The organism is Mesorhizobium sp. Arg314 (assembly GCF_053714275.1).
The window spans coordinates 161228-178678 of sequence record NZ_JBSKBP010000001.1; the positions used below are offsets into that span (position 1 = coordinate 161228).

At 64.4% G+C, this 17451-nt stretch carries 10 protein-coding genes; 7 read left to right on the plus strand and 3 right to left on the minus strand.

What is annotated here, in order from left to right:
* Positions 1 to 71: 71 nt before the first annotated feature.
* From ACWGS9_RS00750 to ACWGS9_RS00760, 3 genes are all read right to left on the minus strand, one after another.
* Positions 72 to 1079, minus strand: a complete 1008-nt coding sequence (locus tag ACWGS9_RS00750) for a hypothetical protein (protein WP_454503426.1) — start codon at positions 1077 to 1079, stop codon at positions 72 to 74.
* Positions 1080 to 1242: 163 nt separating this feature from the next.
* The gene (locus tag ACWGS9_RS00755) at positions 1243 to 1695 is read right to left on the minus strand and encodes a DUF6484 domain-containing protein (RefSeq protein ID WP_454503427.1); all 453 of its coding nucleotides are present in this window, start codon (positions 1693 to 1695) and stop codon (positions 1243 to 1245) included.
* On the minus strand, positions 1679 to 4003 hold the full coding sequence (locus tag ACWGS9_RS00760) for a type VI secretion system Vgr family protein (RefSeq protein WP_454503428.1): 2325 nt from the start codon (positions 4001 to 4003) through the stop codon (positions 1679 to 1681). Before ACWGS9_RS00760 ends, ACWGS9_RS00755 begins: the two co-directional genes overlap by 17 nt.
* A gap of 414 nt (positions 4004 to 4417) precedes the next feature.
* Between ACWGS9_RS00760 and tagH the strand changes: the two genes are divergently transcribed.
* The 7 genes from tagH to ACWGS9_RS00795 all read left to right on the plus strand — a co-directional run bounded on the left by tagH (position 4418) and on the right by ACWGS9_RS00795 (position 17381).
* Positions 4418 to 5500, plus strand: coding sequence for a type VI secretion system-associated FHA domain protein TagH (gene tagH, locus ACWGS9_RS00765; protein ID WP_454503429.1), 1083 nt, complete (start codon positions 4418 to 4420; stop codon positions 5498 to 5500).
* A gap of 444 nt (positions 5501 to 5944) precedes the next feature.
* Positions 5945 to 7306 carry a type VI secretion system protein TssL, long form gene (gene tssL, locus ACWGS9_RS00770; RefSeq protein WP_454503430.1) on the plus strand — a complete coding sequence of 454 codons (1362 nt, stop codon included), beginning with the start codon at positions 5945 to 5947 and terminating at the stop codon, positions 7304 to 7306.
* A gap of 25 nt (positions 7307 to 7331) precedes the next feature.
* Entirely contained in the window at positions 7332 to 10862 is a 3531-nt protein-coding gene (tssM, locus tag ACWGS9_RS00775; protein ID WP_454503642.1) for a type VI secretion system membrane subunit TssM, read from the plus strand.
* Between the two features lie 117 nt (positions 10863 to 10979).
* The gene (locus tag ACWGS9_RS00780; protein WP_454503431.1) at positions 10980 to 11756 is read left to right on the plus strand and encodes a PP2C family protein-serine/threonine phosphatase; all 777 of its coding nucleotides are present in this window, start codon (positions 10980 to 10982) and stop codon (positions 11754 to 11756) included.
* A complete protein-coding gene (locus ACWGS9_RS00785; protein WP_454503432.1) occupies positions 11753 to 14299 on the plus strand; it encodes a serine/threonine-protein kinase in 2547 nt (848 codons plus the stop codon). The genes ACWGS9_RS00780 and ACWGS9_RS00785 overlap by 4 nt, the downstream gene beginning before the upstream one ends.
* Before the next feature lie 227 nt (positions 14300 to 14526).
* Entirely contained in the window at positions 14527 to 14937 is a 411-nt protein-coding gene (locus tag ACWGS9_RS00790) for a DUF1036 domain-containing protein (RefSeq protein WP_454503433.1), read from the plus strand.
* Positions 14934 to 17381: a M23 family metallopeptidase gene (locus ACWGS9_RS00795; RefSeq protein ID WP_454503434.1), complete on the plus strand. Its 2448-nt coding sequence runs from the start codon at positions 14934 to 14936 to the stop codon at positions 17379 to 17381. The genes ACWGS9_RS00790 and ACWGS9_RS00795 overlap by 4 nt, the downstream gene beginning before the upstream one ends.
* Positions 17382 to 17451: the final 70 nt, after the last annotated feature.

Here is a 17451-nt window from a genome sequence, read left to right on the forward strand (position 1 = left end):
CGCAATTTCTGGCGGAGAGCCGCGTCACACTTTCTCCTGGAATTGCTCCAGGGCAGACTCTTGACCGGTCTTCACATCCACGCCGGAATCGGGCGTGAACGCCGCCAGTTGGTCAGCGCGATCTCGGCGTTGGCGAGCGCACTTCTCATGGCGTCAAGTTTCAGCCGCCGCATCGACTGAAATTTGTCGAACCTAGACGGGCCTCTCCCATCGTCCCACCAAGCTTCGGCCTGCGACGCGGAAGGCAGCGGCGTCGCCTCGACGGCCTCGAACTCCGGCCCGAGTTTTGCCGGGTCCGTGACGAACACATCAGTATCGTTAAAATCGATCTCGATCAGGTCGCGCAACGCGAGCCCCGCCGCATAGGCAAGTTCCGGCGACCGCATCTTCTCGATCAGCCATGGCACGATGACCACGTCACCCAGCTGCCCGCTCAAAGCCACTGCCGTTTCCCGCGCTGCCGCTGAGGAGACGCATTGCTGCCACCACGACCGCGCCTCGATCGGCGGCGTGGCCAGCAGCCGGATTTCCATGACTGCTCCCGCAAGCTCCGGATAGTCGACCAGCATCTTGTCGAGAACAGGTTGCGCCAGCCGCACTTGGCCGAGCAGACAGGCTGCTATCGCAGCTTCCAGGCGTTCCAGTCCGTCACGCGCTTCGAGGCACGCCGAAACCTCCGCGATTACATCCAGACGCCGTCGCGCGCCCGCAAGCCTCAGCGCCCTGCGGCGCACTTCGGCATCTCGATCGATCAGCAGTTCCTTGAGCCTAGGGCCGGGATTGACCCCGTGATGATGCAGCGCGCCGACAGCCAACGCACGCTCCATTGCGACCGTCGAATCCAGCCAGCGCGCAACAAACGGCTTCAACCTGTCCGGCGAGCTGCGAGCGACCGCGCCTGACAACGCCGACAGTCCGCGCCTCCCAAGCAATCTCGCACTCTCAAAGGCGAACTTGATGGCGGGAGCGGATTGCCATTCGAACGCCAAGGCCCCCAGCACGAACAATTCGGGTGGCTCCTGGTAGTCCGCTAAGCGAGCCATCACCAGATCCCACGCCGCCTGGCCGGCGGCGATCAATCCGTCAAGATTGGCGTCTAGCCGTTGGTCGATGCGGCCGATGTCGAAGGCGCCCATCACAGGGCCGTCGATCTCCCGCGCGCGACGGTGCCACAGGAACGCGGCATCCTCCACATGCTGATCGATAATCGCCGGGATCGTCGCAGTTCGATGCATGGACTTGTCAGTTGAGATGGACAGCCGCACCCCGCACGCGGTTCACGCCGCTTGCCTGGCTGCTCAGCTGACTGCCGCGAATCGAGATGCGGCCGTTCTTCTCGAGAATGATCGAGGCCAGGCCGCAACGCAGTTCGATGCGTTCCTTTGCGTTCAGCGTCACCGTTTCGCCGTCGCGCACAACCTGCACCTGCTCGCGCGCATGCACTGGATCCACAATGCGCCCGACGACCAACGGACGGCCGGGATCACCGCCTTCAAACAGCAGCGCAACTTCCGCGCCTACCGCCGAAGCGTCGAGACTTGCCAGGCTGCGCGCCTTGAGCGCTGTCTCGCCAGGATTGCCGACGAACACGACCAGGGGGGCGCCATCGTCGAAGCCGATCAACAACCCGATGACGACGCCCTCGATGCGTTGAACAGATTCTTCGCGCCCCTTAATTTCAGTTGTTGAAGACATTGCTACCCTTGATCTTGACGTCGCCGTCAGCTTTGACCTGGACATCGCCGCTGCCTTGGATGCGGATGTCCTTACCCTTGATGGAAATCGTTCCGTCCTTCTTCATGTTGATCGAAGCGTCACCGCATACCAGTGTAATCTCGTCGTCTGCATCGATCATCAGCTTTTTGCCGACCTTGATGGTGCTGTCTTCCGCGATCTGGATGCCGCTGCCTTTACCGACCTTGAGTGCATGAGCGCCGCCAACGTCGGTCGCATCGTCAGCACCGATGACGGTGGTCCTCGCCTTACCTATCTGCGACGACTGCGCCCCGCCAACCGCGAAACTCTGATCCGCGCCAACATTGACGGTCTGCGCCGCACCGATGTCCCAAGTGTCCGCGGTGCCAATGCTATGACTTTGACTGATGCCGACGCTCACCGATCGCGTCGCGCCAATCGTGTTCGTCTGCGAGGCGCCCACGGTCCTCGCTTCGGCGGCACCAACCGTATCCACGCGCGCGACACCCACCGTCACCGTCTGGTTGAGCCCCACCGTTTGCGAATGGTTGGCGTCGATATTCTCCGTCGAATTCGCTCCTATGTGGATCGTCTCGTTGGCACCGACCGTCAGCGAGCGGTTCGCACCAACCGTCTCTGTGTCATTGCTGCCGATGTTGGTTGTCTGATTGACGCCGACCTTGACCGTCTTGTTGTTGCCGACGTCTTCATCGAGGTTATGACCGACGGAGTGCTTGGCGTCGTGGTCGATGCGGTCGGACTGGTCGTGCTGGACCGTCTTGTTGCGATCATGCTTGATCAGCAGGTGATGGTCCTTCTGGGCCTGGAAATTGACCAGCTCAGAACCGGCCTTGTCCTCGAACATCAGTTCGTTGTAACCGCCGCCGCCTTTCGAGGAGTTGGATTTCCAGCCCGATTGCGTCGCATTGCCCGGCAGCGCGTAGGGCGGCATCTCAGCAGCATTATAGACGCGGCCGGTGATGATCGGCAGATCCGGATCGCCTTCGATGAAATCGACGATGACCTCCTGGCCGATGCGCGGGATCTGGATGAAGCCCCAACCGCTGCCGGCCCAGGTCTGCGAGACGCGCACGAAGCAGGAAGAATTCTGGTCCTTCTTGCCGAGCCGGTCCCAGTGGAACTGCACCTTCACGCGCGCATATTTGTCGGTGAAGATTTCCTCGCCCGAGGGGCCGACGACGGTCGCCGTCTGCGGCCCACGCATGATCGGCCGCGGCGTGATGCGCGGCGGCCGGTAGGGCAGTTTGGTGGGTGCCGCGCCGAGCACCACCTTGAAGTTCTCGCTGTGAGCTTCGTTCTGGGTTCGATAGCCGGGATCGAACAGCCGGTACTCGGCGCTGACCACCAGATAGTCCTGATTCTGGTCGTCGCGCGGAAAACTTTCCAGCGTGAACTTGCAGCCGGAGAAAAGACCGCGCACGGTGCCCACCGCCGTGCTGTGCTGGTGCACGGCCTGAAGTTCCTCGCGACGGATTCCCGCAATCTTGTCGCCCCGCCCGACATCGAGATGCGCGCCGGGCTGGCGGTAGTTTTCGCCCGAAGCCTCCTTGTGGCCGAAGGGCTGGGCGGATTTCGCCATCAGATCCGCACCGGGCTTCTCGAAATCATAATCCGTGTGGGCATAGGCGCCCGGTCGCACCGCGCTGCCCGGAATCCATTCGGTAATGTATTCGACATCGCGCCGCGAGCCGTGGCCTTCGAAATTGTAGAGCACCTTCTCGTAACCGGGCGCCGGCTTCAGCTTGCTCATCGCATCGCACAGCACCAGCGTGTGCTTGCCCTCGTCATGCTCGAAGAAATAGAAGATGCCTTCGTGCTCGAGCAGCCGCTGCACGAAATCGAGATCGCTCTCGTCGTACTGCACGCAATATTCGCGCGAGGGATAGGACCCCTGCAGCCGCTTCTCGAATTTGGCGATGCCGTATTTCGAGAATATCTTTTCGACGATCTCCACCGCCGTCATGTTCTGGAAGATACGGCAGTCGGTGGTATTGCCGAGGAACCAGAGCCATGGCCTGACGGTGGCCTCGTAAAAGGCCAGCCGGTCCTCGATTCGGGTAAGCTTGAAATCGGAAACAAGGCCGCTGAACCAGCGCTTCGGATCGGATTCGCCCTCGACCGAAACGAGGCCGCCCAGCATCTTCAACGGATCGACGTCCCGGTTCTTCGAGACGAAGCCAACGGTATAGGCGAAACAACGGCTGACCTCATCGCGGCCGATGAGATGGGTGAAGGTCAGGTCGGCGCCAGCCAGCGTCTGCACAACCGTGGCACGTTCGTTCGGCATGGGTCGTGCCCCTCCTCGACGCGGCCGCCAGTGTGATGGTTTGAAGCCCCCGCTCTATTAACTGCATCACGTTCGGGAGCGTTCGAATTCACCGCACCGTAGGGTGCCAGCCTAGCACATGTTTGATGGAGGCCAAATAAAAGCGATGGCTAAAGCGCGTCGCGCTGAAACGGATCCAGGCGACGCGCTTTTAGGTCTTTGTTTCGATGAATGTCGCTGTCCCAGAACCGCTGCACACTTCTGGGCGACATGCACTAAACCGCGCCCGTGCACCGGTGTGAAACGCTCCTCTCCCGCTGGGCTTGCAAGCTGCTAGAATGCCGGAGCAATTCCGGGATAGGCGCGCAGCGGCTTTCCGTCCGAAATTGCGTGAAAAAGTAAGTATTTATTGACCAAGTTTGGCGACGCTTCCGGATGTTCATCTCTCTCCAGATCAGCAATGTCGACAGGTTGCCAGCCGGCACCACCGCCAGCTACGCCGCCCGCGATCGCAGCTTCGAGATCGGCCGCGAGAATTGCGACTGGACGCTGTCCGATCCTGAAAAGTTCATCTCGGGCCGGCATTGCGAGGTCCGCTACCAGGCCGGTTCGTTCTGGCTCTACGATGTCTCGCGCAACGGCACTTTCGTCAACGGTTCGAGCCAACGCATGGCCGGGCCGCATCGGCTGGCCCAGGGCGACCGGTTGCTGATCGGCCGTTATGTCGTCGGCGTTTCGATCGAAGACGAACGGGCCGCGACCGGTCATCCGCAGGCCAGGACCGGCTCGACGCAACGTGAGCCGCCACCCTCGACCGGCCGCCCCCTGGATCTTGGCCACGAGCCATTCTCCAATCCGATGGAGCAGCGTCCAACCGAGGCGGCGCCGGTGTCGACATCCTCGGCGCTGCAGCCCGGCCCGGCGGCAGCCGCCGCCAATCGGCCCGCGGAAGCCGACGCGATGTTGCGCGAGATCGCCAAGGCGGCCGGCATCGCGCCGGAATTGCTGCAGTCGCGTGATCCGCACGACGTCGCCGCCGAGATCGGCGCGGTGCTGAGGACCACGGTCGAGCAACTCTCACTGCTGCTCAAGGCACGCGCGGCGGCCAAGGTGCTCGCCAAGAGCGCGCACCGCACGATGATCGGCGCCGAGGACAACAACCCGTTGAAATTCGTGCCGGGCACCGACGACATATTGGAGATCATGTTTGCCAAGCGCAGGGCCGGCTATCTCGATGCCAGGCATAGTATCGAGGATGCGTTCCGAGATCTGAAGACGCACGAAATCGCCACCTACGCCGCCATGCAGGCCGCGCTGTCCCGGCTGCTCGACGACCTGTCGCCGGAGGCGATCGCCAAAAAAATTCCGCCTGCGTCTTTCTCGTCCAGGAAAAGTCAGGCCTGGGATGCGCTTGTCGCGACCTGGCGGACGATGGAGGACAGGCACGAGAACGGCATGCTGGATGTCTTCCTCGCCTATTTCGCCGAAGCCTACACCAAGGCCGACAAGCAGAAATAGCCGCACGGGCACGGGCCGAGCCAACTGTATGTGACGAGCCTCATAGAAGAAGCCGCCTCTTCGATCATCTTGCTTTCCGAATTCAATCGGCGGCCCGTTTCAATTGGATGCCCGGGCGATTAGAATGCGCAGGGACGCTTGCCTGGCGGGCAAAGCGGCGTGGCTTGGGGCGTGTGCAGCGATGTCATGTTTCGGCGAAATGAGCCTTTCCATTCGGCCCGCCGCCGGGGCTCAGCCTGAAGCGCGTTTCCCATCCGACCGAAGAGATGCTCGTTGCGCCGCGACAGTGGGTCGTCGCCGATGAGCTCGAAGGACGATTCCTCCAGGCCGGCGGACAAAACCGTGATCCGCGCGCCGCGGCCAAAGCAACGACCGCTTGCGGCTCCCGAGAGGTCCGGTCCGGAAGGCGTGCAGCCCGCTCCATCATCCACAAGGGAATCGACGGTGTTCGATCCCGGTGGCGGCCGGCAGATGCCGCCCGGCTGGTCGTCCGGAACCGTGCTCTTTCAAGGGCCTACTCCGGGAGCAGCCGCAAATGCGACGCCGGGGTTGCAGCAAGATGTCCTGCTCAACGCCGCCAGCGGCGTGAAATACGCCGCGGCAAATCCGCTCCTAGCCGCCGCGGCACCGCTGCTGATGCTTTTCGGCCAATTGCGGCTGATGCCGGTCGAACGGCAAGCGGCACCGTTGGCGGAGCATATGGCCGAAGCGATCGAGACCTTCGACCGTACGATCGCGAAAGCCGGCATTGGCGAGGAAGACGCGCGGATCGCCAAATTTGCCCTTTGCGAAACCGCCGACGACCTTGTCGGCAATTTGCCCTGGCCGAGCAAGGACAGCTGGCTTCAGCACAGCCTGGTGGCGCAGTTCTTCCACACCCAACCGACGGGCACCGGCTTCTACGAAGCGCTGAACAAGATCCTCGCCAAGCCGGAAGCGCATTACGACCTGCTCGAACTGATGCATGCCTGCCTGTCGCTTGGGTTCGAGGGCCAGTATCGGGGGCTGGCGGGCGACCGAAACACGCTCGAACGCGTCCGGCGCGACGTCTACGACACGCTGCGCTACTTCAAGCCTCGCGCCGCCGACGACGTGTCGCCCCGCTGGCAAGGCATGGCGGCGGCGATGCCAAAGCCAAGGGCGCGGCTGCCGCTCTGGGCGGTCGCGGCCGCAGCGGCGACCCTGGTGACAGCGGCCTTCTTCGGACTGCGGGTCATGATCACGGACCAAGGCGACGCGACCGCCGGCGAGTTGCTGACGCTCAATCCGTCGACGCCCGTCACCATCGAGCGCGCCAGCGTGGCGCCGCCCGCCGAACCGGTGCAAGCCAGCCCGCCACCGCCCGCGGTTCCAGACACCACCCAGATCGATCGCATTCGCGCGGCACTTGCCAAGGAGATCGCCGGTGGTGGACTGAGCGTCGGCGAGAAGGGCGAGTTCATCGTCGTCGAGATCAGCAACCAGCTTTTGTTTGCGTCCGGCCAGGCGGACCTGAAGCCGCAATTCCAGCCGATCGCGGCCGACATCGCTACGACACTCGATGCCGAACCCGGACCGATCAAGATCGTCGGCCACACCGACAATGTGAAACCGAAGAAGTCGAGCACGTTCAAATCCAATTTCGATCTTTCCGTCGGCCGGGCGAAAGCCGTCCAGGCTATGATGGCCAAGCAATTGAAGGATCCGTCGCGGCTCAGTGTCGACGGCAAGGGCGAGGACGAGCCGATCGCCGACAATGGAACGGCGGACGGCCGCGCCAAGAACCGCCGCGTCGACGTCATGATCCCGAAGGAGGAGACGCTGTGAGCGGGTGCCGCGGAGCACGGCACTGATGGGCTGGATGCTGCGCATCTTCAGCTTGGCTGCGCTCGCCGGTTTCTCGGCGGCCGTCTGGTACGCCGGGCCGCTGATCCGCTTCGCCGATACACGCCCGATTGGGCCTGTGTGGCTCAGGGCCACGATCATCGGCGTCACCGTTGCGGTGCTCGCGCTGTTCTACGGGCTTCGCTTCTGGCAGCGGCGCAAGGCGCAAAAGGCGCTCGAAACGGCCATCGTGCGCAGTGATGAGCGCAACGACGATTCACAGGTGCTTGAAGCGCGCATGAGCGAAGCAATTGCGACGCTGAAGCGGACGAGCGGCAAGCGCAATTTCCTCTATGACATCCCCTGGTACATCATCATCGGCCCGCCGGGCGCCGGCAAGACGACGGCGCTGGTCAATTCCGGGCTGAAGTTTCCGCTTGCCGGCTCCGGCAGCGCGCAGCCGGTGGCCGGCGTCGGCGGCACGCGGTCCTGCGACTGGTGGTTCACCGACGAAGCGGTGCTGATCGATACGGCCGGCCGCTACACGACGCAGGAGTCGGATCGCGAGCGCGACAAGGCAAGCTGGCTCGCATTCCTGGGATTGCTCAAGAAACATCGCACCATGCAACCGATAAACGGCGTGATCCTCGCCATCAGCGTTGCCGATCTGGTCGGCTTCGACGACCAGCAGCTCGACGCGCATGTTACCGAAATCAGGAGCCGCCTGCGCGAATTGCACGAGACGCTGAAGATCAAGTTCCCGGTCTATCTGCTCTTCACCAAGGCAGATCTCGTCTCCGGCTTCATGGACTATTTCGGCGATTTCGACGAGGCGCGCAGGCGCAAGGTATGGGGCGCGACATTCCAGACCGCCGATCGCACCAAGAACATGGCCGGCGAGGCGCCTGCGGAATTCGACGGGCTGGCGAAGCGGCTCGCCGAAGAGGTTGCCGACCGCCTGCAGGAAGAGGCCGACCCCGTGGCGCGGATCGCGCTGTTCGGCTTCCCAGCGCAGTTCGGGGCACTGAAGGACCGGATAACGCAGTTTGTCAGCAGCCTGTTCGACACCTCGCGGTCACAGGTCAATGTCAGCCTGCGCGGGCTCTATTTCTCGTCGGGCACCCAGGAAGGTACGCCCTTCGATCAGGTGCTGGGCGCGATCGGCCGCAGTTTCGGCAGCGCTTCGCAAGCGCATCTTTCCGGCGCCGGCAAGAGCTTCTTCCTGCACGATCTGCTGGCCGATGTGGTCTTCCCGGAATCGGGCTGGGTGTCCTTCGACAGGGCCGCCGAGCGGCGCGCCAGGCTCGCCAGGTTCGGCGGCCTGGCCGCGATCGCGCTGGCGGCATTCGCGGCGCTCGGCGTATTGGGCCTCAGCTTCTTCGCCAACAAGTCGCTGATCGCCTCCACAAGGCAAGCCATGGCGCACTATCGCGACAGCGCCGATTCCCTGCTGAAGAGCACGACGGTGACCGACGTCGATCTCGAAAACGTCATCGATCCGCTCGACCAGTTGCGCAACCTTCCTGCCGGGTTCGAAAACGGCGACCAGGGAAAGCCGATCGAGGAGACGTTCGGGCTCAGCCAGCGGGAGAGGCTGCTGTCGGCCTCCAAGACGGCCTACCGGCAGGCGCTGGAGCGGACTTTCCGCTCCCGGCTGCTGGTGCAGGCCGAGCGGACGATCCAGGCCAAGATGGCCGATCCGATCGCGCTCTACGAGCCGCTTAAAATCTACCTGATGCTGGGTGGCAAGGCGCCGAAGGTCGACGACGAGCTGATCGTCTCCTGGATGCGGCAGGACTGGGAAGAGAACCGCTATCCCGGCGAAAACAATCGCGAGGGTCGCGCACAGCTCGAAAAGCATCTGCGCGCCATGCTTGCGCTCGACGACGCCTATGACCCGGTCTTCGAGCTCAACCAGCCGCTGGTCGAGGCCGCGCAGCGATCGCTGGGGCGCATGAGCCTCGCCGACCGCGCCTCGGCGCAGGTCAAGTCGGCCGTCTACGCGGCAAGGCTGCAAGATTTCTCCGTCGCCGCGAAAGCCGGTCCGGAAGCGCAGCTGTTGTTCGAGCGCGCGGACGGCAGCGAGCTTGCCGATCTTCGCGTCCCCGGCCTTTACACGCGCGCCGGCTTCAATCGCTTCTTCCTGCCGCAGCTCTCGCGCATTGCGCAGATGCTCGTCGACGACCGGTGGGTGCTCGGCGGCGGCGGCGAACAGGGCGGCATCGACCAGGACCTGCCCAAGCTCGGTCCCGAGCTCATCGACCGCTACGGCAAGGAGTTCGCCGCCGCCTGGAACGGAGTGCTCGACCAGCTGAAGCTCAAGGCGATGCTGAAGGACAAGCCGCAATATCTGGCGCTCTCCGCCGTCGCCTCGCCGGACTCGCCTCTCGAGCAGCTGTTCACGGCGATCGCCGATGAGACCGCATTGACGAAGGACGCAGCCGCCGCCGAGGGCGAGACCGCCACGGCGCAGCAGGATCCGGCCGGCATGGCCAAGGGCCTGGCCCGCATCGGCCTGCAGATCGCCGGCGGCAAGTCGCAAAGCCGCGCCGGCGCAAGCTCGACCGTTGCACAGAATGCCGGCGCGAGCGTCGAGGCGCAGTTCCGGTCGTTCCAGGCGCTGATCAGCGGGGCCGCCGGGCGCCGGCCGCTCGATGCGCTGACGCAGAATTTCCACGACATCTTCCAGAGCCTGAAGCTCTCAGCCGACGTCCCCTCGCAGACCGAACGCGTCAACGCCAACCTGCAACTGCAGATCTCGACATTGCGCGCCAATGTCTCGCGCCTGCCCAAGCCGCTGGCGCGCATGGTCAACGCGGCGGCGGACGAGTTCGAGGGCAATGTCGCCGAGACCTCTGTCGCCAACCTCAATCAGAACCTCGACCAGACGGTGACGCGCGCCTGCGAGGAGGCGGTCAACGGCCGCTATCCCTTCGCCAGCGACGGCACCCAGGACATCTCGATGGCGGATTTCGCCAAGCTGTTCGCGCCGGGCGGCCTGATGGACCGCTTCTTCGCGCAGAATCTCGCGCCGCTGATCGACATGACCGGCCAGGAGTGGACCTGGAAGCAGGACGCGCGTTCCAGCCGCGACCTTGCGAAATCGACCCTGAAGGCGTTCCAGTCGGCGGCGGAAATCCGCAGCGCCTTCTTCCCTTCCGGCGGCTCGGCGCCGTCGGTGTCGATCACCTTCACGCCGTTCTCCCTGAATGGCGATGCGGACGGCGCGGTGCTCAACATCGATGGCCAGACCGTACAGAGCAGCCAGGCCGGCAACGCGCCAAGCACGGTGACGTGGCCGAACGGCACAGCATCGGCCTCCGCCAGCCTGCGCCTTGTGCCGGAAATGCCCGGCCGCGAGTCCGCGCTCAAATTCGAAGGACCGTGGGCGTTGAAGCGGCTTTTCGACAAGGCGACCATCACCGGCGACGGCGCCAACACCGAAGCCCGTTTCGTGATCGGCGGACGCGATGTCGCCTACACGATCCAGGCCGGCTCGGGGGCCAATCCCTTGCTGCTGCCGGCTTTGTCCGGCTTCAGTTGTCCGAAGGCGTTCTGAGATGTCCGGCTCCAGTCTTCATTTCGATACTCTAATGTACACGCTTGTGGCAGAGTGGCCCGGGCACGCGGCCCATGGCTGGTCACAGAGGACGCCTGCTGAGCGCTTGGTGGCAAATTGAGCACTGTCGCCCTCCCCATCGAGAGCTTCGGCGTGAGCCACAAGGGCTGCGTGCGCGACCACAACGAGGACAATTACCTCATCGAACCGCAGACCGGCCTGTGGGTGGTGGCTGACGGAATGGGCGGGCATGAGGCAGGCGAAGTCGCCTCGGCCAGCATCGTCGACCACCTGGCGACGATCGGCATTGCCAGTTCGGCGCCGGATCTTCGCGCCCGTTTCGAGGACCGGCTCAGCCGCGCCAATGCCGAGATCCGCGACATATCGCGATCGCGCGGCATCACCATCGGCTCCACTTTCGCTGCCCTGCTTGCCATGGATGGGAGGTTCGCCTGCCTGTGGGCCGGCGACAGCCGCATCTATCTCGTCCGCAACGGCTCAATCTTCCAGGTCTCGAAGGATCATACCGAGGTGCAGGAATTGCTCGACCGCGGCATGATCAGCGCGGAGGAGGCGCTCACCTGGCCGCGCCGCAACGTGATCACGCATGCGGTCGGCGTCAGCGACGAGTTGGAGATCGACTTCCAGCAGGGCGAATTGATGCCGGGCGATGTCTTCGTTCTGGGCACCGACGGACTGACCGCGCATGTCAGCGACGCCGAGATCGAGGCCGCGGTCAGATCCGCCACGCCGCGCGCGGCATGCCAGAACCTGCTGGATACGGTGCTGGCGCGCGGCGGAACCGACAATGTGACCATCGTGCTCGTGAAGATCGGCGGGCACAACGGCGCGCACCATTCGGATCGGTCCGGAGCGGAGGCCCTGGCCAGATGAGCGACGACGACAAGACACGGATATCGACGAACGTCACCTATACCGGTGTCGGCACGCAACTCAGCGGCATTTACGAGCTCGACGAGAGGATCGCATCCGGCGGCATGGGCGAAGTCTATCGCGGCCACAACATCCAGACCGGCGACCATGTGGCGATCAAGATCGTGCTGCCCGAATTCGCCCGCGACCAGACGATCCTGTCGCTGTTCCGCAAGGAAGCGTCGATCCTCAACCATCTGTCGCATGACGCGGTGGTCCGCTACCACGTCTTCACCATCGATCCGGGGATCGGCCGCCCCTATCTTGCGATGGAGTTCGTGGACGGCCAGTCGCTGTTCGATGTCATGCGGCGCGGGCCGATGCCGGGAGACGATGTGCGTCGGCTTTGCCATCGCCTGGCATCGGGGCTCGCAGCAGTGCACCTGGCGGGCGCGGTTCACCGCGACCTTTCGCCAGACAACATCATCCTGCCTGGCGGACGGGTGGAGCGCGCCAAGATCATCGATTTCGGCATCGCCCGTTCGGCGGCCGTTGGCGGCGAAACGCTGATCGGCGGAAAGTTCGCCGGCAAATACAATTACGTCTCGCCGGAACAACTCGGCCTCTATGGCGGCGAGGTCAGCGAGCAGTCCGACATCTACAGCCTCGGACTGGTGCTTGCCGCGGCATTGCGCGGAAAGCCGCTCGATATGAGCGGCTCGCAATACGAGGTCATCGAGAAACGCCGGACGGTACCGGACCTGTCGGATATCGATCCCGATTTCCACGAACTCATCGAAGCGATGCTGCAGCCGGATCCGCGCGACCGCCCGGCCAGCATGACCGAGATCGCCAGGGCAACGCGCGGCGAGGATCTCGAGGCGACATTGCCGCCGCCGGTATCGTTTGGCGCACGCGAACGCTCGGGCCTGCCGCGCGCCGGCTGGACGGCGCCGCCCGACTCCAAGCCCCAGCCGTCCACGCCGTCCGGCGAGCCGCGTTTCGTTGAGCATGTGCGTCCGGCGCATCTGTCGGACCCGCGGCCCGCGCCGGCGGCCGCTCCGGCCAGCGCGCCCGCACCGGCTGCGCCGAAAAAGGCTTCGCGCATGCCCGCCATCGCCGGCGGCGTCGCGGCGCTCGCGGTCCTGCTGGGGGGCGGCGTTTATTTCAGCGGCATCCTGGCGTCTCCGCCGGCGGCGGAAAAATCCAAGCCACTGACGCCGAAGCCGGTCGCGGAAGCAGCCAAACCAGCGGCCGAAGCGCAGCAACCGGAGGCGCCGAACCCTCAGCCGCAGGCGCCGACCGTGCCTCAGCCGGAACCATCAAAACCTGACCGCGCCGCCACCATCGAAACGGCGAAGCCACCTGCCCAACCGGATGCGGAGGTCAAGACGCCCGTCGAAAAGCCGACGCCGCCCGCCACTCAGCCGAAGAGGGAGGCCAACAACCAGGTGCAGGTTCCCCAGGTCGAGACCAAGCCTGCACAGCCGCCGGCAGAGCAATCGCCGACACCGGCGCCCGCGCCCGCAACGAAGGCCGCGGAGAGCCCGACGCCGGCGCAGCCGGCCGGCGAGCCGCCGGCGGTCAAGACACCGGAGCCAAGCCAGACGGCTGAAAACAAGCCTGTGCAGGAAAAAAATCCGCCGGCGGCCAAGCCCAGCGTAAAAGACCTCGTTGACATGCTTTCCAAGTTGCCCAAGCCGAAGGCTTCCAGTCCTCCGGCCGCGCAAAGCCAGGCACCGGCGCAGCCGACCACCCCGCCGGCCGAGCCAGAGGCACGGACCCCAGCAGCCAGCCAGCCGCAAACGCCGATCGCGCCAACACAGCCGGCGCAGCAACCGCAGCCGCCGGCGACCAAGCAGCCCGACAACACCGACGTCGCCATCAATGTGCCCAAGCCGGCGCTTCCGTCACCAGAACAGGAGACAGCCAAGTGGATGGAGCGCCGCTCCTGGGTACGCGATTTCAGCGGCGGCAGCTGTTTTTACGCGAACGTGACATCAGGACCCGGCGCTTCCCCCGCGATCGAGGGATTCGGTGAGGCGGTCCAGCCCTTCGAACAATTGCTCAACGATTTCCAGTCCAAGTTCCATATCGAGCCGGACATCAGCGTGCGCCTCATCAACCCGCCCCAGTGCGGAGTACCCACCTTCCTTCGCTTTCTCGACCGGAACTCGGCTGAAAAACCAAAGCTTGTCCTCGACCGGACGTCGGTCCCGGACGGCTCGCCGGTCAGCGGCGCGCTGTATACGGGCGGCGGGCTGATCTCGAACATCATGCTGATCGACCACAAGGGCATCGCTTTCAATCTCGACGATCGCATGGTGCCGCAAACCGACAAGGTGACCTTCAACATCCCGATCGGCCTTGCCGCCCCGGATAAGGCGGCCGGCAAGGCGGTGCCGCAGATCATGCTGGTGATCACCGGGCCCAAGGACGTCCAGGCCGCCATGTTCTCAAGACCGACGCCGGCCTCGGAGCTGTTGCCCAGGATCCTCGAGGAGATCGAGGCCGACGGATCGCAGTTCTCCGCCACGGCCACATATTTCCGGCTTGGCGGATAGCATGAACGCCGATGGACCTTCGCCGCTCGCGTTCATTGTGCCAGTCCTCGCCACGCAAGCAGCGTAGCCGGCTCCGATTCCCGCCTCAAGCGGTTCATCGTTTCACGGAAACGCTGAACCGCTCTATCTCTTTGTTTTTACGCAATTCCGGACGGAAGGCTACGGCGAAGGCGCCGAGCCTAACAGCTTCACACTTTTCCTGGAATTGCTCCAGCTTCCCGGGCCGCATGACGCTTGCCGCGCTTCTCGGCGCGGCACTGCTGTCAATCCTGTCGCCCAGCAAGGCGCATGCCGAATTCACCGTCTGCAACCAGACGCTCGACGTCGTCAATCTCGCCGTCGGACAGAAGGTCGACAATGGCGACCAGACGGACGGTTGGTGGACGATCGGCGCCAACCAGTGCGTCAACGTCATCCGCGAGGAGCTGACCAACCGCTACATCTACCTCTACGCGACGGACGTCTTCGGCCACGCGATCCTCAACGGATCCACCGAAATGTGCATCGACCGGAGGCGCTTCTCGATCCGCGGCATCGAGGAGTGCTGGCAGCGCGGCCATATCGCGGCGCGCTTCGTCGAGGTCGACACGCTCGAGCAGGTGCGTTGGACCTATTTCCTGACCGGAAACAGCCCGTGACGCACTCGATCGACACGAGCTTCAAGGCAAAGAAACAGGCGCGCCTGGCCGAGCGCCGGAGCAAGCTCTGGCGCCGCGCTCTTGCCGGCCTTGCCACGCTCGCCGTCGTTGCGGTCGCCGCCGGCTTCTATCTGACCAGGGACTATTGGTCGTTCGGCGACGAGGACGAAGAGCTGCATCCGGTCGAGGGCATGGAAGACGTGCCGCCCGACGCCTCGGTCTATGTGCCGGCGATCATCGATCTGGCCGGCGATCCGATGTGGATCACGCTCGCGCCCGACGCGGACACCGCGACGAAGGGCCATACGGTGGCGCGTCCGGCCGAGCTCGACAGTTCCGGGGCTTCGCCGCAGATCGAAATCCTCTCCGACGTGATGCTGAGCGCCAGCGAAAAATTCATGACGACAATCCCGTCGACGCAGGAGGATTTCGCCTTCTTCCAGGCGCAGCGGCAGGCCGCCCCCAAGCCTTCGGCAACGGCACCCGACGATGAGCGATCGGCCCCGCCCGCTCCACCCGCGGCGCCGGACGATCAACAGGGCGATCAGCAGGGCGACCTGGAGAACGACCTCCAGGCGGCGCCGGACGAGAGCGGCACCGCCGCCGGTTCGGCGCCCAAGGCCGACGCCGACGACCCCGAGGCCGGCTGGGGCGAGACCATCGACCAGGGTGAAGCAGCACTTCCCGCCTTCAAGAAAACCGCGATCGAGAACAACACGACCGTTGCGACCGTCACCAGCGAGTATCAGCGCTTCGAGGCGACCGAGGACACGTTCGTCAAGATCCTCAACGACCGCAGCCTGGACAGCGTGGCGCTCGACGCGCATTTTTCCGCCGATGACGCGAAGCTTGCAGGCGAGGCGCTGAAGGCCCTGTTCAATCGCGACGGGCTGGAGCCAGGCTTTGTCGTCGCCATGCGCGGGTTCCGGCCGAACCGCGAGACGACGACCATGTCGCTGATGCAGGTCTCAATCTACGCGAAGAACGTCTATGTCGGCACCCTGACGCGCAATGCGGCCGGCGCCTTCGTGTCGGGCGTCGACCCGTGGGTCCGCGAGGACCTCTTCAACTATTCCGGCGCCTCGGACCAGGGCGGGCCAAAGCGCCAGTACCGCCTGCTCGACGCGATCTATTCGACGGCGGCACGCAACAAGGTGCCGACCAGCGTCATCGGCGAGGCGATCATGTATCTGTCGCGAGGCCAGGACCTCGATGCCTTCGCCAGCGAGGACCAGCGCCTGGTGCTGATCTATTCGCAGACGCCGCGCGGCCAGGGCGAGATCTCCGGACGGGTGCTCTATGTCGGTGTCCAGGGCACGGACAAGAGCCTCGACTGTTTCGTCTTCCAGCAGAGCGACGGCGAGTATGCCTGCGTGACCGGCGACGACCAGGTCCGCTCGCTGACCGTCACCAACGGCATGGTCACGCCGGTCGCCGGCGTGATGACCTCGACCTTCGGCCCGCGCAAGCATCCGATCCTCGGCACCGTCCGGATCCACAAGGGTGTCGACTGGGCGGCTCCGGTCGGCACGCCGATCATGGCCGCCTTCGACGGCGAAATCTCTTTCCAGGGCGATGGCGGCAGCTATGGCAATCTGGTGAAGATCACGCATGCCAACGGCCGCGAGACGCGTTACGCGCATATGCAGAGATTCGCCATCGCCAGCGGCGTCGGCACCAAGGTGAAGGCCGGCGACGTCATCGGCTATATCGGCACAACGGGGCTTTCGACCGGCCCGCATCTGCATTTCGAGCTCTATCAGAACGGCGAGGCGATCGACCCGCTGGGGACGGTCACCACGGTCGCCACCGCCGTTTCCGCAAGTTCCGGCGGCCCCGGCGATTCCGCCGTCGAGACGCTGACCGACCGGATCGTGCATGTCGAAAGCGGCGGCAGCGCCCGCGCCAAGAATCCCAACTCGTCGGCGACCGGCGCCGGCCAGTTCATCACCAAGACCTGGATCCGGATGATGAACACCTATCGTCCCGACCTTGCCCGTTCGCTTTCGACCGCCGACCTGCTGGCGCTTCGCTACGATGCGACGCTGTCGCGCGAAATGGTGCGCAACCTGGCGCGCGAAGGGGAAGCCTATCTGCGCGCCCGCGGCCACCAGATCACCGCGGGGCGCCTCTATCTTTGCCATTTCCTCGGCATGGAAGGGGCGCACCAAGTGCTGGCGGCCGCAGGTTCGTCGCAATTGAGCGCCGTTCTCGGATCTGCCGTCATCCAGGCCAACCCGTTCCTCACCGGCAAGAGCGTCGGCTACGTCATCGACTGGGCCGAGCGCAAGATGGGGCAGAAAGCGCCGCGCGTGGCGATCGATCAGAGCCAGCCCGCGACGACCACGGCCGAGGTCCGGCAGACGTCGCCGGAGTTCGAAAAATACAAGCAGGCAATCACCGCGCTGATAAGTTCCATCCAGAATACGCTTGAGCCCGGCTAGTCGCGGTTTCTCGGTTCACCAAACACCGCGTTTTCGCTGGGCCGATTGGTTTTCAGGCCTGCGAATGATA